Genomic DNA, 21,543 nt, shown 5'->3' on the forward strand with positions numbered 1-21,543 from the left:
CCGGACGGGCAGGATGATCGAGCAGGCGATCGACGCGGCGGAGCGGCCGGGCGGGCTGGCGCGCGCGGTGCAGGGCGTGCTCGGCGCAGCGGTGCCGCGCGTCGAGGGACCGCTCAAGGTCACCGGTTTCGCCCCCTACGCCTATGAGCGCGCGCCGGACGGCGTCGTCTACGCGGCGGTGGTCGGCGCGTCCGTCGGTGCCGGCCGGGTCACCCGCGTCGACGCCGCGGCGGCACGCGCGCTGCCCGGCGTGCTGGCGGTGATCGACGACGACCCGCGCCTCCCCGCCGGCGGCGCGAACTCGCGCGCCATGCCGCACCAAGGCACCGATCGCGTCTTCCACTATGGTCAGCCGGTCGCCGTCGTGGTCGCTGAGACGCAGGCGGTCGCGCGCGAGGCGGCCGCGTTGGTGCGCGTCGAGGCAGAGCCCGCGCTTGGCCGCTACGACGCCGCCGACCTGCCGATCGAGCGCGCGCCCAAGGCCGCCTTCCTCGCCCCCGTCGACACCGGCGACCTCGACGCCGCGCTGCGCGACGCCGCGGTGGTGCTCGACCGCACCTACACGACACCCGCGCACTTCCCCGCCGCGCTCGAGCCGCACGCCTCGACGATCTGGTGGGAGGGCGACGTGCTCACCGTGCGCTCGAGCAACCAGATCGTCGGCGCCGCGCGCACCACGATCGCCACCGCGCTCGGCATGGCGCCCGACAAAGTCCGCGTGCTCGCGCCCTATGTGGGCGGCGGCTTCGGCGGCAAGACCGGGGTCGGCCCCGAGGTGATCCTCGCCGCCATCGCCGCCGAGCGGCTGCGCCGCCCCGTCAAGGTCGCGCTGCCGCGGCGCGACACCGCCTATCTGGTCCACCATCGCAGCCCGACCACCCAGCGGGTCCGCATCGCCTGCGACCGCGACGGCCATATCGCCGCGATCGCGCACGAGAGCGTGGCGCAGCAGAACGACGACGCCGGCTTCGTCGAGCCGGTGCCGTTCGGGACGATCCCGCTCTACGCCGGCGCCGCGCGGCGGATGACGACCGACCTCGTCCGCGTCGACCTGCCGCCGACCGGCGCGGTGCGGGCCCCCGGAGAGGCGATCGGCACCTTCGCGACCGAGTGCGCGATGGACGAGCTCGCCGAGGAACTCGGGCTCGACCCGATCGAGCTGCGTCGTCGCAACGAGCCCGCCTATGATCCCTCGACCTCGCGCCCCTTCTCCACGCGCCGGCTGCTCGACTGCTACGACGAGGGCGCACGACGGTTCGGATGGCCCGAGCGGGTGCCCGACCCCGGCAGCGCGCTCGACGGCGAGTGGCTGATCGGCATCGGCATGGCGACCGCGCTGCGCGGCAACTTCACCGTCACCGCCGAGGCCGAGGTGCGGCTCGATGCGGGCGGCGCGGCGACCGTCTCGTGCGACATGACCGACATCGGCACCGGCACCTACACGATCCTGGCGCAGACCGTCGCCGAGATCCTCGGCCTCGCGCCCGCCGCGGTGACGGTGCGGCTCGGCGACACCGACCTGCCGCCCACCGCGGGCTCGGGCGGCTCGTTCGGCGCGGGCAGCGCCACCTCCGCCGCGGCGCTGGCGTGCGAGGAGGTGCTCGCCGAGCTCGCGCGCCGGATGAACGCCGCGCCCGAGGAGCTGGTGCTCCGCGACGGTCAGGTCAGCGCCGGCGCGCGATCAGTGCCGCTCGCCGACCTCGTCCGCGATGATCCCATCGTCGCGCGCGGACGCAGCACGCCGGGACAGCAGGCCAAGCGCACCAGCCAGGCGAGCCACGGCGCGCATTTCGCCGAGGTGGCGGTCAATGCCGTCACCGGCGAGGTGCGGGTGCGGCGGATGGTGGGCGTGTTCGACGTCGGCCGCGTGCTCAACCGCGCCACCGCGACCAACCAGCTGGTCGGCGGCATGATCTGGGGGATCAGCTACGCGCTCGGCGAGGCCGCCGTGGTCGACCCGCGCTCGGGCCGCTTCGTGAACCCCGATTTCGGCGAGTATCACGTCGCGGTGAACGCCGACGTGCCGCGGATCGAGTGCCATTTCGTCGAGGAGATCGACGACGCGGCCAACCAGACCGGCGCGAAAGCGGTGGGCGAGCTCGGCATCTCCGGCGCGGGCGCGGCGGTGATCAACGCGATCCACAACGCCACCGGCGTGCGAGTCCGCGACGTGCCCGCGACGCTCGACACGCTGCTGCCCGCGCTGCCGCCGGTGTGAGTGGGAGACGTGATGCCTCGCGCGATCGCCGTGCCTCGGGCGTCGCGGTGCTTCGAGACGGCACTTCGACGCCGAGCCGATCCGCTGATTAGGACAAACTGACCCATGGCCGACAACGACTCCGTCCTCGCCGCGGCGCAGAGCTGGAAAGGTGCCCCCCTCGCGCTCGCCACGGTGGTCTCTACCTGGGGCTCGGCGCCGCGGCCGCGCGGCAGCCACATGCTGGTCCACGCCGACGGGCGGTTCGAGGGCTCGGTCTCGGGCGGCTGCGTCGAGGGCGACATCCTCGACACCGCGGCGCAGGTGATCGCGGGCGCCCCGTTCCAGCTCAAGCGCTACGGGGTCGCCGACGACAGCGCCTGGGAGGTCGGCCTGCCCTGCGGCGGCGAGATCAGCGTGATGGTCCAGCCCGTGTCGGCGGAGGGCTTCGATCCCGAGCTGTTCGATCGCATCGCCGAGGCACGCGCCGACGGCCGCTCGCTGACCGTCACCACCGATCTCGCCACCGGCCACGCCGACCTGCGCCCGCTCGAGACCGGCGAGGTCTTCGCCAACCGCTACGACCCGCCGCGGCGGCTGCTGATCGTCGGCGCGGTGCAGATCGCGCAGAGTCTCGCCGCGCTGGCGCAGCCGCTGGGGATCGAGACGGTCGTGATCGACCCGCGCGGTCGCTTCCTCACCGAGGAGCGCTTCCCGGGCGTGACGCTCGACGACCGCTGGCCCGACGAGGCGGTCGCGGCGTGGCGGCCCGGCCCCGCCACCGCGGTGGTGACGCTGAGCCACGACACCAAGATCGACGACCCCGCGCTGCTCGCCGCGCTCGCCGCCGACACCGGCTATGTCGGCGCGCTCGGCAGCCGGCGCAGCCACGCGGCGCGGCGGGAGCGGCTCGCCGCCTCGGGCGTTGACACTGATCAACTCGACCGGATCGACGGTCCCGTCGGGATCGACATCGGCGCGATCGGCCCGTCCGAGATCGCGCTGTCGATCGCGGCGGCGATGGTGGGAGCCTTCAATGATCGCCGTTGAGGACACCGTACTCGTGCTGCTCGCCGCGGGCCGCTCGCGGCGGTTCGGCGACATCGGCAGCAAGCTCGATCAGCCTTTCCTGGCGCGCCCGCTCGGGCTGCATGTCGCGGTGGCGTTGGAGGACATGCCGTTCCGCCGCCGCGTCGCGGTAGTGGACGGGTGCAAGATCGACTTCGCCCAGTTCGGCTTCCACGTCGTCCACAACGACGATCCCGAGCGGGACATGGCGTCCTCGGTGCGGATCGGGGTGGACTGCGCGCGCGCGCATGATGCCAGGGCGGTGCTGATCGCGCTCGCCGACATGCCGCGGGTCACCGTCGCGCATATCCATCGCCTCTTCGACGCGAGCGAGATGGGCGAGCGGGCGGTGGTGGCGTCGAGCGACGGGCACTCACCCAAGCCGCCCGCGCTGTTCGGCCGCGCTCGCTTCGACGAGCTGCTCGCGATCAGCGGCGACCAGGGCGCGCGCGACCTGATCCAGTCGGGGCGCCACGTCGTCACCAACGGCGCGGAGCTGATCGACGTCGACACGCCCGAGGAACTGGAGGCGCTGCGCGAGCTGGTCCACGCGCCCGAGGCATTGTCGCGGCCCGACTCGCACGTGCTGCGCGGCGGCGACGCCGAGGCGCTGGCGGCCCTGCGGGCGGAGCTGAGAGAGTAAGCGCCGTCTAAAGCTGCCACCCCGGCGCACGCCGGGGTGGTCGGCGATCGAAAGGCCGCTCTTACTCGTGCCGCAGCGCGTCGATCGGGTTGAGCGCCGCCGCCCGCCGCGCCGGGAAATAACCGAACACCACCCCGATCACCGCCGAGATGGCGAAGGCGATCACGTTGATGCGCGGGTCGAATGTCCAGGGCACCTGGAGCAGCGGCGTCAGTCCCGCGATCACCGCCTGGGCCAGCACCAGCCCGATCAGCCCGCCGAGACACGACAGCGCTACCGCCTCGACCAGGAACTGCAGCAGCACCTCGCGCGCCACCGCGCCGATTGCGAGCCGGATGCCGATCTCGCGCGTGCGCTCCGTCACCGACACCAGCATGATGTTCATGATGCCGATCCCGCCGACGACCAGGCTGATCGCCGCCACCGCCGCGACGATGCGGGTCAGCGCGGTGGTGGTGCCGGTCAGCGTGTCGCTGATCTGCTTGGTGTCGAAGATGTTGAAATCGTCCTCGCGACCGTCGGTGATGTTGCGCCGCTCGCGCAGCAGCTGGGTGATCGACGCCTGGACGGTGCTGGTCGCATAGGCCTGGTCGACCCCTACGAGCATCAGCCGCACGTCGCGGTTGCCCGTGAAGCGGCGCTGCACCGTCTTGATCGGCATGATGACGACGTCGTCCTGGTCGCCGCCGAAGCCTGCCTGCCCCCTGGTCGAGAGCAGCCCGATCACGTCGCAGCTGACGTCGCCCAGCCGAAACCGCTCGCCCACCGCCTCGCCGCCGCGGAAGAGGTTCTGCCGCACCGTGTTGCCGATGATGCACACCGCCTTGCCCGCCTGCTCCTCCTGCGGCGTCCACTGGCGCCCGTTGACCAGCGGCCAGGGCTGCACCTGGAAGTAGGCGGCGGTGGTGCCGTTGATCGTGGTGGACCAGTTGGCGCCCTCGTAGATCGCGGTGGCGCTCGCCTGCGCCTGGGGGGCGACCGCGGTGACGCCCGCGATCTGCGACGCGATGGCCGCGACGTCCTCGGGCTTGAAGTCGGGCGGGCGCGGCCCGCCGCCGCCGCGGCCGAAGCCCTGGCCGGGGCGGATCTGGAGGATGTTCGTCCCCAGTGCCGCGATCTGCGACTGCACCGCGGCGGTGGTCGCCTTGCCCAGCGTCACCATCGTCACCACCGCGCCGACGCCGATGACGATGCCCAGGATCGTCAGGAACGAACGCAGGATGTGCCGCCGGATCGAGCGAAGCGCGAGCAGGAAGGTGGTGCCCAGCATCAGTTCGCCTCGACCCGCTCGGGCGTCTCGCCGGGGCGATGGTGCGCCTCGATCCGCTCCACGAGCCCGTCCTTGAAGTGGATCACGGTGCGCGCGAAGGCGGCCATGTCGGGTTCGTGCGTCACCATCAGCACGGTAATATTGCTGTCGCGATTGAGCCCGGTGAGCAGCTCCATGATCTCGATCGAGCGCTCCGAATCGAGGTTGCCGGTGGGCTCGTCGGCGAGCAGCACGTCGGGCGACGTGACGATCGCGCGCGCGATCGCGACGCGCTGCTGCTGCCCCCCCGACAGCTCGGCGGGAGTATGGTCCCACCATTGGTCGAGCCCGACCTTCTCCAGCGCCGCCATCGCCGCCTGGCGCCGCGCGCGCTTCTCGTCGCCGCGGTAGAGTAACGGGAGTTCGACATTCTCCAGCGCGGTGGTGCGGCTGAGCAGGTTGAAGCCCTGGAACACGAAGCCGAGGTGGCGCCGCCGCAGCAGCGCGCGCTGGTCGCGATCGAGCGTCTCGACGTGATGGCCCTGGAACAGGAAGGTGCCGGCGCTCGGCACGTCGAGGCAGCCCAGGATGTTCATCGTCGTCGACTTGCCCGATCCCGAGGGCCCCATCACGGCAACGAAATCACCCGCGGCGATGTCGAGGTCGACGCCCTTGAGCGCCTGGAACTGCGTCGCGCCCTCGCCATAGACCTTGGTGACGCCGCGCAGGCTGATCAGGGGCGCGCTATTGGCCACCCGCCGCGCCCCCTCCCCCACTGCGACGCCCGCGCCCGCTCGCGCTGGCGGCCCCGGCCTGATCGGTGCCCGCCGCGAGCTGGCCCGTGATCACCTCCATGCCTGGCTTGAGCCCGCCCGACAGGACCTCGGTCTGCGTGCCGTCGGTGTCGCCGGTGGTGACCTGGATCGGCTGCGGCGTGCCGTCGTCGCCCTTGACGTAGAGCGTCTGCGCCGCGCCGCGACCGACCGTGGCGCTGCGCTCGCCGCGCGCGCGCCGCGGCGGCCCCATCAGGATCGTGCCGGTGATCCCGCCACGCCCGCCGCTCTGCGCGCTCGGCTTGAAGCGGAAGGCGGCGTTGGGGACGAGCAGCACGTTGCGCTTGTCCGCGGTGACGATGTCCGCGGTCGCGGTCATGCCGGGGCGCAGCTGCAGCGTCGGGTTCTGCACGGTGAGGTCGGCGGCGTAGGAGACCACCTGCCCGCTGGTACTGGTCGTGGAGCTGGTCGACGAGGAGGACGAGGCGGTCGCGCTGCTGACCGTCAGGTTCGATCCCAGGTCGACGCGCGTGATCTTGGCGGGGAAGCTGCGCCCCGGGAAGGCGTCGACGGTGAAGGTCGCGTTCTGATTGATCTGCACCTCGCCCACGTCGGCCTCGTCGATCGCCACCTCCAGCTTCATCTGCGAGAGGTCCTCCGCGATCACGAACAGTGTGGGGGTGTTGAACGAGGCGGCGACGGTCTGGCCGGGATCGACCTGGCGCGCCAGCACCACGCCGTTGACGGGCGAGCGAATGATCGCGCGCGCGCGCTGCGTCTGCGACTGCGACAGGGTCGCGCGCGCGGCGGCGACGTTCGCCTCGGCGACGCGCAGTGCCGCGGTGGCGCGCTGCGCGTCGGCCTGGCCGGTCTGCAGCTCGGTGCGCGACGGCACGCGACCCTTGGAGAGCTTGAACACCTCGTTGAGCCGCGCCAGCTGCGCCTGCGATTCCGCCACGGTGGCGCGTGCCTGCGCGACCTGCGCCTCGTTCGCGGCCAGCTGTGCCTGGCTGGCGCGGATCTGGTCGTCGATCTGCTCGGGATCGATCAGCGCGAGCGGCTGGCCCGCGGTGACGCGGTCGTTGACGTCGACCACCACCTTGGTGACCAGGCCGGAGAGCTGCGAGCCGACCGTCACCTGGTTGGTCGGCGCGAGCTTGCCCGTGGCCGAGACGGTGACGGTGAGGTCGCCGCGCTTGGCGGTGGCGGTGGCGTAGCGCACCGGCTCGTTGCCGCCGAAGACGCAGCGCGACAGCAGCAGCAGCACCACGATCAGTCCGGCGAGCACCAGCACCCACTTGGCCCAGCGCCGCCACGCGGGCTGCGGCTGGACGCCCAGGAAGTCGTCGAGCTGTGTCTCGGGCATCAGGGCTGTCCGTCGCTGGGCGTGGTGTCGGGAGCGGGGCTGGGGGCGGGCTGCGCGAGCGTCGGCGCCGCGGCCTCGCGCGGGGTCGCCTCGGGCACGCTGGCGCTATCCCACCCGCCGCCGAGCGCGCCGAAGAGCTGCACCAGCGCGGTCGCGGCGTCGGCCTGGGCCTGCGCGGCGCTGTTGCGCGTGCTCAGCAGCGTCGCCTCCTGCTGGCTGAGCGTGGTGAAGTCGGTCAGCCCGGTGCGATACTGGCTGCGCGACAGGATCGCGGCGTTGTTCGCCGCCTCATAGGCGATCGTCAGCTGCTCCTCGCGGCGCCTTGCGGTGTCGAGCGCGACCGCGGCATTCTCGACGTCCTCCAGCGCGGTCAGCACGGTGGACTTGTACGCGGCGAGCGCGGCGTCGGCCGCCGCTTCCTGCCCGCGCACCTGGCTGTTGAGCCGGCCGCCGTTGAAGATCGCCTGGGTGATGCCCGCGAACAGACCGCCGGTGACGGTGTCGAGCAGGCTGCCGACGCCGGAGGCGCGCGTGTTGATGTTCCCGGTGATCGCGAGATTGGGGTAGAGCGCCGCCTTGGCCACGCCGATCTGCGCGGTCGCGGCGGCGAGCGAGCGCTCGGCCGCGCGCACGTCGGGGCGCTGGCGCAGTACGTCGGCGGGGATGCCGATGCCCGAGGGCGCGGCGCCGACCGGGATCGGCCGCGCCGCCGCCAGCCGCGGCTTCAGCGCGCCCGGCGCCTGCGCGGTGAGCACGCCGATGCGCGACACGGCGGCGTTATACTGCTGCTCGAGCGAGGGGATCGTCGCCGCGGTCTGCGCGCGCTGCTGACGCGCCTGCTCCTGGTCGAGCGACGAGACCAGCCCGGCCTGGACGCGGAAGCCAGCGATCTCGAGATTGTCGTCCTGCAGCGCCAGGCTGGCGCGCGCGTTGGCGAGCTGCGCCTGGTAGAGCCGCGCGAGCACGTAGTTGCGCGCCACCTCCTGCTGGACCGACAATAGCGTCGTCGCATAGTCGAAGCCCGACGCCTGATATTGCGCGCGGCTCGCCTCGATCGTGCGGCGCACCTCGCCGAACAGGCCGAGCTGGTAGGAGGCGCTCAGCCCGATCGAGTAATTGTCCGCGCCGCCGCCGCCGACATTCTGCACCGTGCCGTCGGGAAGCGTGATCGTCTGTCCGCCGCCGCGCAACGTCTCGGAACGGCTGTAACCGGTGTTGCCGCTGAGCGAGGGCAGCAGGTCGGAGCGGCTCTGCACCAGCGCCTCGCGTGACTGGCGAAGCCGCGCGATCGCCTGCGCGACGTCCAGGTTGGCGCTCGCTGCCTGGTCGACCAGCTCGCCGAGCACGGGATCGTCGAACCGCTGCCACCAGCGCGTGAGATCCTCACGCGTCGGTGCGGCGGGGACCGAATAGCCGACCGGCACGCCCAGCTCGCTCGGCGAGCGCGGCTGGTAATCGGGGCCGACGGTGCAGCCCGCCAGCGCGAGCAGGGTCGTCGCAAGGGTCGCACGCCTCATGCTGCGATGCATGAACATGCCCGCCGAGCACGTCCAGCGTTAATATGTCGCAAGATGTCTTCGCGGGCCGGTGTGTCGGTCGGTCCAGGGTGAAGAGAAGCCCTCCTGTCAGCGACGGCGCTCGCGTGAGCGCGCGCCGCCGCCCGCGCCCTTACTCCAGCTCCAGGATCACCTGGTCCACCGCGAGGCTGTCGCCCGTCGCGGCGTTGACCGCCTTGACCGTCGCGCTCTTCTCGGCGCGCAGGATGTTCTCCATCTTCATCGCCTCGACCACCGCGAGCGGCTGGCCGGCCTCGACCTTGTCGCCGATCGCGACGTCGAGCCGGACGAGCAGCCCCGGCATCGGCGCGATCAGGAACTTGGAGAGATCGGGCGGCACTTTCTCGAGCAGGTGCCGCGCGTAAGGGGCGACGCGCGCGGGCAGCACGCGGGCGACATGGCTCGCGCCGCGCGTCGTCAGCCTGAAGCCGGTGCGCGTCGGCGCGATCCGCACCGACAGTCGCGCCTCGTCCGCCAGCTCCGCCTCGATCAGGCGATCGCCCGGGGTATATTCGATGCCGATCTCCATCGGCTCGCCGTCGACGCTGATCCCGTCAGTCGATACCGCCACGGCGTGATCGGTGCCGCCGATCCGCACCACCCAGTCGGCGGGCGGTCGGAGTCGATGGCCGAGCTGCCCATCGATCCGCCGGGCGCGATCCGCCTGCGCGGTCGCGGCGAAGGCGGCGATCGCGGCGAGCCCGCGGTACAGGTCGGGCGCGGCGGGTGCGCCGCGGAAGCCGTCGGGATATTCCTCGGCGATGAAGCCGGTCGTCAGCCGCCCCTCGCGGAAGCGCGGGTGCTGCATCAGCGCCGACAGGAAGTCGATGTTGGTGCCCGGCCCCTCGATCTCGAAGGCGTCCAGCGCGGCGACCTGCGCGTCGATCGCGGCCTCGCGCGTCGGCGCCCAGGTGATCAGCTTGGCGATCATCGGGTCGTAGAACATGCTGACCTCGCCGCCCTCGGAGACGCCGTCGTCGACGCGGACGATGGCCTTGGTGTCGCCCTCTCCCCCTTCGTCATTCCCGCGCAAGCGGGAATCCAGAGACGCAGCGTCCGCGGCTCCATCGACGGCATGGGTCATGGATCTCCGCCTGCGCGGGGATGACGGGTGTTGGTCTGCGACGTCGCTCGTCGCCGGCGGATTGTAGCGCACCAATCGCCCGATGCTCGGCAGGAAGCCGCGATATGGGTCCTCGGCATAGACACGGTTCTCGATCGACCAGCCGTTGATGCCGACGTCGCCCTGGCCGAACGCCAGCGGCTCGCCCGCCGCCACGCGGATCATCTGCTCGACCAAATCGAGCCCCGTGATCTCCTCGGTCACCGGGTGCTCCACCTGGAGCCGCGTGTTCATCTCGAGGAAGTAGAAGCCGTCGCCCGACGTGTCGGCGCCCGACACGATCAGCTCCACCGTCCCGGCGCTATAGTAGCCCACCGCGCGCGCCAGCGCGACCGCCTGCTCCCCCATCGCCGCGCGCATCGTCGGTGTGACGAAGGGCGAGGGCGCCTCCTCGACCACCTTCTGGTGGCGGCGCTGCACCGAGCATTCGCGTTCGTTGAGATAGACGATATTGCCGTGCTGGTCGCCGAGCACCTGAATCTCGATGTGGCGCGGACTCTCGATGAACTTCTCGATGAAGACGCGGTCGTCGCCGAACGACGCGAGCCCCTCGCGCTTGGTGGCCTCGAAGCCCTCGCGCACGTCCTGCTCGCTATAGGCGAGGCGCATGCCTTTGCCGCCGCCGCCCGCGGAGGCCTTCATCATCACCGGATAGCCGATGTCCGAGGCGATCCGCACCGCCTCCTCGGTGTCGGCGATCTCGCCGAGATAGCCGGGCACGACGTTGACCCCGGCCTGCTTGGCCAGCTTCTTCGACTCGATCTTGTCGCCCATCGCCGCGATGGCGCCCGGCGGCGGCCCGACGAAGGCGATCCCCGCCTCGGCGCAGGCGCGCGCGAAGCTCTCGCGCTCGGAGAGGAAACCGTAGCCGGGATGAATACAGTCCGCGCCCGTCTCCCGCGCGGCGAGCAGGATCAGCTCGGCCTTGAGATAGCTCTCCGCCGCCGGCGCCGGCCCCAGCCGGACCGCCTCGTCCGCCATCAGCACGTGCGGCGCGCGCGCGTCGGCATCCGAATAGACCGCGACGGTCTTGATCCCCATCCGCTCGGCGGTGCGGAATACGCGACAGGCGATCTCGCCGCGATTGGCGACCAGGATCTTCTTGAACACTTGCCTCTCCTGCTGTCCTCGTCGCCGCAGCAGAGCCGGGCGATGGGCGCTCGTCCTATTCCGCCGCCTCGGAAAGCCGGCACTCCGCCGCCATCGGCGTCACGCCCAGCTTGGCGAACAGCGCGGCGTCCTTGTCGTCGCCGGCGTTGCCCGCGGTCAGCAACTTGTCGCCCGTGAAGATCGAGTTGGCGCCCGCCATGAAACACAGCGCCTGGGTGGCCTCGCCCATGCTCTCGCGCCCGGCCGACAGCCGCACCATGCTCGCCGGCATCGTGATCCGCGCGACGGCGACGGTGCGGACGAACTCGATGTCGTCGATCTTGGCGAGCGGCGTGTCGGCGAGCATGTCGCCGAGCACCGTGCCCTTCACCGGCACCAACGCGTTGACCGGCACGCTGCCGGGATGCTCGGGCAGCGTCGCCAGCGCGTGGACGAAGCCGACGCGGTCGTCGCGCGTCTCACCCATGCCGACGATGCCACCGCAGCAGACGTTGATCCCGGCGCTCCGCACCGCGTCGAGCGTGTCGAGCCGCTCCTGGAACGTCCGCGTCGTGATCACGTCGGCGTAACGCTCGGGCGAGGTGTCGATATTGTGGTTGTAATAGTCGAGCCCCGCGGCCGCGAGCCGATCGGCCTGGTGCGGCTCGAGCATGCCGAGCGTCATGCACGTCTCCATGCCCATCGCGCGCACGCCCTCCACCATCGCGACGATCGCGTCCATGTCGCGGTCCTTGGGGTTGCGCCACGCCGCGCCCATGCAGAAGCGGGTCGAGCCGTTGTCCTTGGCCTGCGCCGCCTTCTGGAGAACCGCGCGCACGTCCATCAGCTTGGTCGCCTTGACGCCGCTGTCGGCGCTGACCGACTGCGAGCAATAGCCGCAATCCTCGGGGCAGCCGCCGGTCTTGATCGACAGGAGCGTCGAGAGCTGCACCTGCCCCGGCGCGTGATGCGCGCGATGGACGGTCTGCGCGCGCCACATCAGCTCGTCGAACGGCAGGTCGAACAGCGCCGCGATCTCCTCGCGCGTCCAGTCGTTGCGTACCGCGCCCGTCACTTCGTCCACTGTATTCCCTTCAACTGCTGCGTCCGCGCGCGCGTCACCTTGGCGAGACACTGGAGCTGCGCCATGTGCTGTAGCGAGCCGCCCGCGAACTCGCCGCTCTCTAGCACGCATTGCCGGTCGCGGAACGGCAGCCAGGCGCGCTGGCTGGCGAGCGCCGCGGCGGCATAGCCGAAGCCCCCGCCGCGCGAGGTGTCGGCGGCGTCACGCTTCTTCATCTCGGCGTAGAACGCACGCCAGGCCTGGGTCATCTGCGCGTCGGCCCTCTGGTAGGCGGCACCGGCCTGCTGGTTCATCTGCGCCTGGGTCTGCGCCGCGGCGGGGGTCGCGAGGAGGGCGAGCAGCGCCCCTCCCGCGGCTGCGGTGAGGCGGCGTGCCGGGTCGCCATGGGGATGGAGAGGGAACATCACGCGGCCTCCTCGTCTGGTGGCATGTTGTGGCCGAGCAGGCGGAGCACTTCCTCCGCCGCCTGGATCAGGTTGGTGCCGGGGCCGAAGATCGCCTGTACCCCGGCCTCGCGCAGCACCTCATAGTCCTGGGCGGGGATCACCCCCCCGGCGATCACTTTGATATCGGCGCGGCCGGCGTCGCGCAGGTGGCCGATCAGCTCCGGGATCAGCGTCTTGTGCCCTGCGGCGAGGCTGGACGCGCCGACCACGTCGACGTCCTTCTCCAGCGCGAGCGCGCTCGTCTCTCGCGGCGTCTGGAACAGCGGGCCGGGCACCACCTCGAAGCCGAGGTCACCGAACATGCTGCTGACGAGGTTGGCGCCGCGGTCATGCCCGTCCTGGCCCATCTTGGCCACGAGCAGGCGCGGGCGACGGCCGAGGCGGCGCTCGGTCGCCGCGACGCCGCGTACCAGCCGCGCCCAGCGCTCGTCATCGGTATAGGCACCGCCGTAGACGCCCTTGACCGGCCTGGGATGCGTGCCGAAGCGGCCGAACACGTCCTCCATCGCGGCGGAGATCTCGCCGAGCGTGGCGCGCGCGCGCGCTGCCTCGACGGCGAGCGCGAGGAGGTTGGTCTGCTGCGATCCTCCCTGCTCGCGGGGAGGATCGCGTCGTGCCCCCTCGCGCAGCGCGTCGAGCGCGCGCTGGCACGCCGCCTCGTCGCGCGCCGCCTTCACCGCGGCGATGCGGCGCACCTGCGCCTCGCGTACGGCGACATTGTCGACGTCGAGGATGTCGATCGGCGCCTCATCCGCCAGCCGGTATCTGTTGACGCCGACGATCACGTCCTCGGCCCGATCGACCCGCGCTGCCCGCGCCGCGGCAGCCTCCTCGATCATCGCCTTGGGCCAGCCGGCGGCGACCGCCTTGGCCATGCCGCCCTCCGCCTCGATCCGCTCGATCAGCGCCCAGGCGCCGTCCACCAGCGACTGGGTGAGGCTCTCGACGTAATAGCTGCCGCCGAGCGGGTCGACGACCTTGGTCATCCCCGTCTCTTCCTGGATCACGATCTGCGTGTTGCGCGCGATCCGGGCGGAGAAGTCGGTGGGCAGCGCGATCGCCTCGTCGAGCGCGTTGGTGTGCAGCGACTGGGTACCGCCCAGCATCGCCGCCATCGCCTCGATCGTGGTGCGCATGACGTTGTTGTACGGGTCCTGCTCGGTCAGCGACACGCCGCTGGTCTGGCAGTGGGTGCGCAGCATCTTGGAGCGCTCGTCCCTCGCGCCCAGGCGCGTCATCGCGCGATGCCACAGCACCCGCGCGGCGCGCAGCTTCGCCACCTCCATGAAGAAGTTCATACCGATCGCGAAGAAGAAGCTGAGCCGCCCGGCGAACTTGTCGATATCGAGACCCGAGGCGACCCCATATTTCACATAGTCCATCCCGTCGGCGATGGTGAAGGCGAGCTCGTGGAGCTGTGTCGCCCCCGCCTCCTGCATGTGATAGCCGCTGATCGAGATGCTGTTGAACTTGGGCATCTCGCGGCTGGTGTAGGCAAAAATGTCCGAGATGATCCGCATGCTCGGCTCAGGCGGGTAGATGTACGTGTTGCGGACCATGAACTCCTTGAGGATGTCGTTCTGGATGGTCCCGTCGAGCAGCCTGCGATCGACGCCCTGTTCCTCGCCGGCGACGATGAAGAAGGCCAGGATCGGGATCACCGCGCCGTTCATCGTCATGCTGACCGACATCTGATCGAGCGGGATGCCGTCGAACAAGATCTTCATGTCCTCGACGCTGTCGATCGCGACGCCGGCCTTGCCGACGTCACCGGTGACGCGCGGGTGGTCGCTGTCATACCCGCGGTGGGTGGCGAGATCGAAGGCGACCGACAGCCCCTTCTGCCCCGCGGCGAGGTTGCGACGGTAGAAAGCGTTGGACTCCTCCGCGGTGGAGAAGCCGGCATATTGGCGGATCGTCCACGGGCGCCCCGCGTACATCGATGCGCGCACGCCCCGCGTGAACGGCGCGAAGCCGGGGAGACCCGGGTCCCGCTCGGCGACGTCGGCGGCGGTGTAGAGAGGCTTGACGGCGATCCCCTCCGGCGTGTGCCAGGTGAGGTCCCTGCCCTTCGCCTCCCTCGCCGCGGCGGCCTGCCAGTCGGCGTGGCTCGGCCGAGCGGTCGGCTCCGGGGCCGTGACGGGATCGCGGGTGCTGCCGGCGTCCTCGCCCAGGTTGGTCTCGATCTCGGCCATGTCAGGCGCCCTTGAACGCGGGAGCGCGTTTCTGGAGGAAGGCCATGCCGCCCTCGATCGCGTCGGCGGTGCCGCGCGTCGCGCGCTGGTCGTCGGCCTCGCGCGCCAGCGCGGTGGCGAGGTCGCTCTCGAGCGCGGCGTGCAGCCCGCGGCGGATCGTGCCGAGCGCGACCGTCGGCCCGTCCGCCAGCCGCTCCGCGAGCGCGAGGGCGGCGGCGTCGAGGTCGACGTCGGCGACCATCCGGTGGATCATGCCCCAATCGAGCGCCTTGGCGGCGAGGACCCGCTCGCCCAGCAGCATCATCTCCGCCGCGCGCGCGCGCCCGATCAGCCGCGGCAGCAGCCAGCTCGCGCCGCCGTCGGGGACGAGCCCGATGTTGACGAAGGCCTGGAGAAAATAAGCGGTGTCGCTGGCGACGCACAGGTCCGCGGCGAGCGCGAGGCTGCACCCGATCCCCGCCGCCGGCCCGCGCACCGCGCTGACCACCGGCACGCGCGCCTCGGCGACGGCGAGGATCGCGGGGTTGTACGAGCCGGTCAGCGCCGCGTGCGTCGCCGCGCCGGGGTCGTCGCTGGTGAGCGCGCCGGCGCCGACGTCCGCGCCCGAGCAGAACGCTCGACCCGCGCCTCGGATCAGCACCGAGCGCGTGCCGTCGAGGTCGGCGAGCGCGGCGGTGATCGCCTCGAACATCGCGGGCGGCGCGGCGTTGAGCCGCTCGGGGCGGTTGAGCGTGAGCACCAGCACGTCGCCGCGCCGCTCGGTCAGGACCATCGCCGTCTCAGTCATGCGCATCTCCCCGGGGCGTTTCCATCAGCTCGACGAGCACGCCGCCCATGTCGCGCGGGTGGACGAACACGATCGGCGTGCCGTGCGCGCCGATCCGCGGCTCGCCCAGCACCGTCGCACCCCCTGCGGTCAGATGCGCCACCGCGGCGTGGAGGTCGGGCACCTCGAAGCAGACGTGGTGCTGTCCGCCCTGCGGGTTCTTGCGCAGGAAGCCCGCGATCGGCGAACCCTCGTCATAGGGCTGGATCAGCTCGACCTGCGTGTTGGGCGCGTCGATGAAGCAGACGCGCACGCCCTGCGCGGGCAGGTCGAACGGCGCCCCGATCATCGTCGCGCCGAGCAAGGTGCGATAGGTCTCGATCGAGCGCTCGATCGAGGGCGTCGCGACACCGACATGGTTGAGGCGGCCGAGCGGCGGACGCGCCGTCATTCCTCGATCCTGCGTCGGGCACTCGGCATCGCACCCTCGATGTCGGCGCGCATGCGCGGCACCGCCCCGTCCAGTTCACGTAGGAGCAGAGCGGCCTGCTCCTCATCCGTCATCTCTCGCTCGAGCAGGTAACGGCTGGTCGCCTCGCGCACGACATGGCCGACGGACATGCCTTTCGCGCGAGCGAAGGCGTCGAGCGCCGCCTTATGGTCGGGGGTGGTGAGGAAGGTCACACGTTCGGTCTGCATCGTCTCGCTCCTTGGCATCTCCTTATCATACCCGGGATGCCGTACTCAGAGCGGGATGTTGTCGTGCTTCTTCCAAGGGTTCTCGAGTGACTTGCCGCGCAGCTTGCGCAGCCCCAGCGCGATCCGCCGCCGCGTCGAGTGCGGCTGGATCACCTCGTCGACGAAGCCCTTGCTGGCCGCGACGAAGGGGTTGGCGAAGCGCGCCTCATATTCGGCGGTGCGCTCGGCGATCTCCCCGGGAGTCCGGCCGCGGAAGATGATCTCCACCGCGCCCTTCGCGCCCATCACCGCGATCTCGGCGGTGGGCCAGGCGTAATTGAGGTCGCCGCGCAGGTGCTTCGACGCCATCACGTCGTACGCGCCGCCATAGGCCTTGCGCGTGATCACGGTGATCTTCGGCACGGTCGCCTCGGCGTAGGCGAACAGCAGCTTGGCGCCGTGCTTGATGATGCCATTATGCTCCTGCGCGGTACCGGGCAGGAAGCCGGGGACGTCGACGAAGGTCAGGATCGGGATCTCGAACGCGTCGCAGAAGCGGACGAACCGCGCCGCCTTCTTCGAGCTGTTGATGTCGAGCACGCCGGCCAACACCATCGGCTGGTTGGCGACCACGCCGACGGTGCGACCCTCGATCCGGCCGAAGCCGCAGATGATGTTTGCCGCATGCGCCGGCTGCACCTCGAAGAAGTCGCCTTCGTCGACGGTCTTCCGGATCAGCTCGTGCATGTCGTAGGGCTGGTTGGCGTTGGCGGGCACGAGCGTGTCGAGGCTCGGCTCTAGCCGGTCCCAGGCGTCGGCGGTCGGGCGCGCCGGCGCCGCCTCACGGTTGGAGGCGGGCAGGAAGTCGACGAAGTCGCGCGCCGCGAGCAGCGTCTCGATGTCGTCCTCGAACGCGACGTCGGCGACCGAGGTCTTGGTGGTATGGGTGATCGCGCCGCCGAGCGCCTCCTGCGTCACCACCTCGTTGGTCACCGTCTTCACCACGTCGGGTCCGGTGACGAACATGTAGCTAGAATCCTTTACCATGAAGATGAAGTCGGTCATCGCCGGCGAGTAGACCGCCCCGCCCGCGCACGGCCCCATGATGAGGCTGAGCTGCGGCACCACGCCGCTGGCGAGCACGTTGCGCTGGAACACCTCGGCATAGCCGCCGAGGCTGGCGACCCCCTCCTGGATGCGCGCGCCGCCGCTGTCGTTGAGGCCGATCACTGGCGCGCCGACCTTCATCGCCATGTCCATGATCTTGCAGATCTTCTGCGCGTGCCGCTCGGACAGCGAGCCGCCGAAGACGGTGAAGTCCTGGCTGAACACGAACACCAGCCGGCCGTTGATCGTGCCCGATCCCGTGACCACGCCGTCACCCGGGATCACCTGCTCCGCCATGCCGAAGTCGACGCAATTGTGCTCGACGAACATGTCCACTTCCTCGAAGCTGCCCTCGTCGAGCAGCACGTCGAGCCGCTCGCGCGCGGTCAGCTTGCCCTTGGCGTGCTGCGCGGCCACGCGCCTCTCTCCCCCGCCGGCGCGCGCGGCGGCGCGGCGGCGTTCCAGCTCGGCGATGGTCGAGGACATGCGGCTCTCCCGTGACGTGCGGCGTCGTCCTGCCCGCCGCGACGCGCGCGCGCAAATGCGAAGTTGCGAACTTGCGAAGCAGCATCCTGCGAACTAGGCCAGCGACATGAGGCAGCGGCTCTACGCCGGCGCCGCGCTGCGCGAGCTGCGCCGCGCCGCCGGGCTCACCCAGCGCGCGATGGCGCAGCGGCTCGTCCTGTCGGTGAGCTATCTCTCGCAGCTGGAGAGCGACGAGCGCCCGCTCACCGGCGCGGTGCTCGCCGCGCTGGCGCGCCATTTTCCCGCGGCGCTGGCGCAGATCGAGGGCGAGGTGCCCGCGCGTCGGCTCGCCGCGCTGGCGCAGGCGCTGACCGACCCCGCGGTCGCGCCGATGCCGCCCGACGAGATGGCGCGGCTGGCCGAGCAGAGCCCCGACCTCGCCGACCGGCTGATCGCGCTCCACGCCGCCAAGCGCGCTGCCGACGCGCGCGCGGCGCTCGCCGAGGAGGCGATGACGGCGGGCGCGGGCGCGCGACTGCCGTGGGAGGCGGTACGCGACTGGTTCCACGAGGCGGGCAATTACGTCGACCCGCTCGACCGCGCCGCCGAGGACCTGGCCGACGGGCGTGTCGACGAGGGCGGGAGCGACTGGGTCGCGGCGGCGCTGCTCGCACGCGGCGTCACGATCGCGACCGACCAGCACGACGACGCCCCGCTGTCGCGCTTCGACGGCACGCGGCTGACGCTCGCCGCCGCGCTGCCCGCGGAGAGCCGCCGCTTCCTGATCGCCCATCGGCTCGCCGCGCTCGCCTTCGCCGCGCCGATCGCCGCGATCGTCGCCGCGGCGCCGCTGGCGCAGGAGGAAGCGCGGCGACTGCTCGCCACGGGGCTGGCCAATTACGCGGCGGGCGCGCTGCTGATGCCGTATCGCGCCTTCCGCGCCGAGGCGCGCCGCCTGCGCCACGACATCGACCGGCTGGCGCGCCGCTTCGCCACCAGCTTCGAGCAGACCTGCCACCGGCTCTCGACGCTCCAGCGCCCCGGCGAGGAGGGTATCCCCTTCTATTTCTGCCGCGTCGACATGGCGGGCAACATCACCAAGCGGCACTCCGCGACGCCGCTCCAGTTCGCGCGCTTCGGCGGCGCCTGCCCGCTGTGGCACGTCCACGAGGCCGCGGCGATCCCCGACCGGATCCTGGTCCAGCTCGCCGAAACCCCGGACGGCGCGCGCTACGTCTCGCTGGCGAAGGGACTGGTGAAGCCGTCGAGCCAGTTCGCGCGCAGCCCGCGGCGCTACGCGGTGCTGCTCGGCTGCGAGGCGCGCCATGCCGCCGACTTCGTCTACGCCGACGCGGTCGACCGCCGCGGCGCGGCGACGCCGATCGGGATCAGCTGTCGCCTGTGTCCGCGCGGGGATTGTGACCAACGCGCGTTCCCGCCGACCGATCGCGCCATCGCGGTCGATCCGACGGAGCGGCGCGCGGTGCCATATCGCGTGATGTGAGCGGGGCGATCGGCACCGGGGCGTGACACTGTCGGCGGTGGCATCCCGCATCTGTCGCGAGAGATGGGGTCTCGAGTTCCAACCGACGATGCGTCCCAGCGACGGCCGCGGTGTTGGCGTGACGGTGCGCCCGAGAGAAGCTCAGGATGACGCTCGTGTGGGGCGAGTCACGGTCGTACCGGCGCGCGCTCGCACTGCCTCCTCCACCGAGGCCAGCAACGTCGCGCCGCGATAGGGTTTGAGCAGCAGCTCGACCCCGTCGGGCAGCGCGCGCTCGTCTTCGACATGGCCGGTGATCATGAGCACCGCGACGTCCGGCCACTCGGCGCGCAGCCGATCGACCAGCTCGGCGCCCGAGCGGCCGGGCATGATGAAGTCGGTCACCACCAGGTCGACGGCGCCCTGCGCCGACAGCAGCGCCAGCGCGCGGTCCACGTCGGGCGCCTCGATCACCGCGTGGCCGGCCTCGGCGAGCGCCTCGGCGCTGGCCCGTCGCACGCGGGCGTCGTCGTCGACCAGCAGGATCGTCAGCGCGCGAGTCCCCGTCACCGCCGCGGCGACCGGTGCGGCGGCCGGCGCCACCGCGCTGCATGGCAGCAGGATACGCGCGCTGGTCCCTTCGCCGGGCTCGCTCTCCAGCACGAGCGCGCCGCCCGACTGCGAGGCGAAGCCATGGACCATCGACAGGCCCAGGCCGGTCCCCTTGCCCACCGGCTTGGTGGTGAAGAAGGGGTCGATCGCGCGCGCGACCGTCACCGCGTCCATGCCGCTGCCGGTGTCGGTCACGGTGATCGCGATATACTCACCCGCGGCGAGCCCTGCGGCCTCGCGCGCGTCGGCGCGCGCGACCGAGAGGCGCAGCTGGCCGCCATCGGGCATCGCGTCGCGCGCGTTGATGACGAGGTTGAGGATGGCGAGCTCGAGCTGCCCGCGGTCCGCCTCCGCCGTGCAGAGTCCCGGCGCGACCGCGACCGTCATCGTGATGGCCGGCGTCAGCGACTTGTCGATCAGGTCCATCAGCCCGTCGACCAGCGCGCCGAGCTCGACCGGCTCGGGCGATAACTGCTGCTGCCGCGAGAAGGCGAGCAGCCGGCTCACCAGCAGCCGCGCGCGCTCAGCACCGGCCATGGCGACGTCGACGTGCCGGATCACGGTGGTGTCGTCGGCACGGCGCCGCAGCTGCTCCAGGCTGATCATGATCGGCGTGAGCAGGTTGTTGAAGTCGTGCGCCACGCCGCCCGTCAGCCGGCCGAGCGTCTCCATCCGCTGGCGCTGCAACTCGGAGGCGTCGCGCCCGCGCTGTTGCCGCAGCTCGACCGCGAGCAGGCGCGCGAGCAGCCCGAGCAGCAGGATACACAGCGTCGCCGCGGCGAGCAGCAGCAGCGCGGCGCGACGGACGGGGACGAGGAATGCCTGCGCCGGGGCGGTGATACGGATCGACCAGCGCGCGCCGTTCACCGGCATCCACAGCTCGACCGGGCGCGGGTCGGTGTGGATCAGCCGCGCGCCGTCACGTGGCACCACCAGGGCGGGGCCGGCGGCAGTGATCACCGAGGCGGTCCAGCCCGGCGCGAGCGGCTCGACGCGGAGCAGCCGCTCCAGCCGCGCCGCGGGCACCAGCGCCGCCACGACGTAGCGCACGCGTCCCGCCGCGCTCACCGGCGCGGCGACGGGGAAGACGCGTACGTGGTCGGTACCCGCGACGAAGGTGCCGACCTGCGGCTCGCCGCGATCCCGCAGGCGCCGCAGCCCCGCGGCGCCGATCCCGGCGAGCGGCGTGGCTGCCTCGCCCGCGGGCAAGGTGCTGAACAACACCCGGCCTTCGGCGTCCGCCAGCGCGATCGCGTGCCAGTCGCGCTGGTTCGCCAGGATGCGCTGCGCCAGCGTCGCGAAGCGCGCCACGTCCGGCATGGGGCCGTCGAGCGCGGGCGATTGCGCCACCATCTCGACCGCCGCGACGTTGCTGCGCAATGTCTGCGACACCAGCGCCGCGGCGAGATTGGCGTCGGTGCGGCCGCGCGCGGCGATCGCCTCGCGCTCGTTGCGCAGCGTCAGCGCCCCGAAGGTGCCGCCCAGCGCCACGATCGGGATCACGCCCGCGAGCACGAGCAGGCCGAGCGAGCGCCTCATGCCTCGTCCCCCGTCACCCGCGCTCGGCCCCCTCGTCTCGCGCGGACCCGCCCATCGCGGCCGCTGCCCACATAGGCTACTGACTTGTCTGAAGAAGAGCCAGC

At 71.6% G+C, this 21,543-nt stretch carries 17 protein-coding genes; 4 read left to right on the forward strand and 13 right to left on the reverse strand.

Translation table 11 applies throughout. The features are described 5' to 3' along the window. Positions 1 to 13: 13 nt before the first annotated feature. The 3 genes from KZ813_RS08200 (at position 14) to KZ813_RS08210 (ending at position 3,908) form a co-directional block, all read left to right on the forward strand. Complete coding sequence (locus tag KZ813_RS08200; protein WP_219754477.1) at positions 14 to 2,218, forward strand: xanthine dehydrogenase family protein molybdopterin-binding subunit; 2,205 nt, start codon at positions 14 to 16, stop codon at positions 2,216 to 2,218. A gap of 105 nt (positions 2,219 to 2,323) precedes the next feature. Beyond that, positions 2,324 to 3,247 (forward strand): XdhC family protein, encoded by a 924-nt coding sequence (locus KZ813_RS08205; RefSeq protein WP_219754478.1) that lies wholly within the window; start codon positions 2,324 to 2,326, stop codon positions 3,245 to 3,247. Beyond that, positions 3,234 to 3,908 carry a nucleotidyltransferase family protein gene (locus KZ813_RS08210; RefSeq protein WP_219754479.1) on the forward strand — a complete coding sequence of 225 codons (675 nt, stop codon included), beginning with the start codon at positions 3,234 to 3,236 and terminating at the stop codon, positions 3,906 to 3,908. Before KZ813_RS08205 ends, KZ813_RS08210 begins: the two co-directional genes overlap by 14 nt. Positions 3,909 to 3,969: 61 nt before the next feature. On the opposite strand, the gene KZ813_RS08215 is transcribed toward KZ813_RS08210, so the two are convergent. From KZ813_RS08215 to KZ813_RS08270, 12 genes are all read right to left on the reverse strand, one after another. Then, on the reverse strand, positions 3,970 to 5,178 hold the full coding sequence (locus KZ813_RS08215) for an ABC transporter permease (RefSeq protein WP_219754480.1): 1,209 nt from the start codon (positions 5,176 to 5,178) through the stop codon (positions 3,970 to 3,972). Further along, a complete protein-coding gene (locus KZ813_RS08220; protein ID WP_219754481.1) occupies positions 5,178 to 5,912 on the reverse strand; it encodes an ABC transporter ATP-binding protein in 735 nt (244 codons plus the stop codon). Before KZ813_RS08220 ends, KZ813_RS08215 begins: the two co-directional genes overlap by 1 nt. Next, positions 5,902 to 7,296: an efflux RND transporter periplasmic adaptor subunit gene (locus KZ813_RS08225; RefSeq protein ID WP_219754482.1), complete on the reverse strand. Its 1,395-nt coding sequence runs from the start codon at positions 7,294 to 7,296 to the stop codon at positions 5,902 to 5,904. Before KZ813_RS08225 ends, KZ813_RS08220 begins: the two co-directional genes overlap by 11 nt. After that, positions 7,296 to 8,813, reverse strand: a complete 1,518-nt coding sequence (locus KZ813_RS08230) for an efflux transporter outer membrane subunit (RefSeq protein ID WP_219754483.1) — start codon at positions 8,811 to 8,813, stop codon at positions 7,296 to 7,298. The genes KZ813_RS08225 and KZ813_RS08230 overlap by 1 nt, the downstream gene beginning before the upstream one ends. Before the next feature lie 151 nt (positions 8,814 to 8,964). Beyond that, on the reverse strand, positions 8,965 to 11,085 hold the full coding sequence (locus KZ813_RS08235; protein WP_219754484.1) for an acetyl-CoA carboxylase biotin carboxylase subunit: 2,121 nt from the start codon (positions 11,083 to 11,085) through the stop codon (positions 8,965 to 8,967). Positions 11,086 to 11,140: 55 nt separating this feature from the next. Then, positions 11,141 to 12,148: a biotin synthase BioB gene (gene bioB / locus KZ813_RS08240; RefSeq protein ID WP_219754485.1), complete on the reverse strand. Its 1,008-nt coding sequence runs from the start codon at positions 12,146 to 12,148 to the stop codon at positions 11,141 to 11,143. Further along, positions 12,136 to 12,552, reverse strand: a complete 417-nt coding sequence (locus tag KZ813_RS08245; protein WP_219754486.1) for a lysozyme inhibitor LprI family protein — start codon at positions 12,550 to 12,552, stop codon at positions 12,136 to 12,138. The genes bioB and KZ813_RS08245 overlap by 13 nt, the downstream gene beginning before the upstream one ends. Then, complete coding sequence (gene scpA / locus KZ813_RS08250; protein ID WP_258046542.1) at positions 12,552 to 14,789, reverse strand: methylmalonyl-CoA mutase; 2,238 nt, start codon at positions 14,787 to 14,789, stop codon at positions 12,552 to 12,554. Before scpA ends, KZ813_RS08245 begins: the two co-directional genes overlap by 1 nt. A gap of 1 nt (position 14,790) precedes the next feature. After that, positions 14,791 to 15,576 carry an enoyl-CoA hydratase-related protein gene (locus KZ813_RS08255; protein ID WP_258046543.1) on the reverse strand — a complete coding sequence of 262 codons (786 nt, stop codon included), beginning with the start codon at positions 15,574 to 15,576 and terminating at the stop codon, positions 14,791 to 14,793. Next, positions 15,569 to 16,006 (reverse strand): methylmalonyl-CoA epimerase, encoded by a 438-nt coding sequence (gene mce, locus KZ813_RS08260; RefSeq protein ID WP_219754487.1) that lies wholly within the window; start codon positions 16,004 to 16,006, stop codon positions 15,569 to 15,571. Before mce ends, KZ813_RS08255 begins: the two co-directional genes overlap by 8 nt. Then, on the reverse strand, positions 16,003 to 16,254 hold the full coding sequence (locus KZ813_RS08265; RefSeq protein ID WP_219754488.1) for a hypothetical protein: 252 nt from the start codon (positions 16,252 to 16,254) through the stop codon (positions 16,003 to 16,005). Before KZ813_RS08265 ends, mce begins: the two co-directional genes overlap by 4 nt. Positions 16,255 to 16,299: 45 nt before the next feature. After that, on the reverse strand, positions 16,300 to 17,826 hold the full coding sequence (locus KZ813_RS08270; protein WP_219754489.1) for an acyl-CoA carboxylase subunit beta: 1,527 nt from the start codon (positions 17,824 to 17,826) through the stop codon (positions 16,300 to 16,302). Between the two features lie 106 nt (positions 17,827 to 17,932). Here KZ813_RS08270 and KZ813_RS08275 point away from each other — a divergent pair, with 106 nt between their 5' ends. Next, positions 17,933 to 19,309 (forward strand): helix-turn-helix domain-containing protein, encoded by a 1,377-nt coding sequence (locus KZ813_RS08275; RefSeq protein ID WP_219754490.1) that lies wholly within the window; start codon positions 17,933 to 17,935, stop codon positions 19,307 to 19,309. Between the two features lie 141 nt (positions 19,310 to 19,450). Here the strand turns inward: KZ813_RS08275 and KZ813_RS08280 are convergent, their stop codons facing one another. Next, positions 19,451 to 21,439: an ATP-binding protein gene (locus KZ813_RS08280; RefSeq protein ID WP_219754491.1), complete on the reverse strand. Its 1,989-nt coding sequence runs from the start codon at positions 21,437 to 21,439 to the stop codon at positions 19,451 to 19,453. Between the last annotated feature and the right edge of the window lie 104 nt (positions 21,440 to 21,543).

This window comes from Sphingomonas folli, from assembly GCF_019429525.1.
GTDB classification, from domain to species: Bacteria; Pseudomonadota; Alphaproteobacteria; order Sphingomonadales; family Sphingomonadaceae; genus Sphingomonas; species Sphingomonas folii.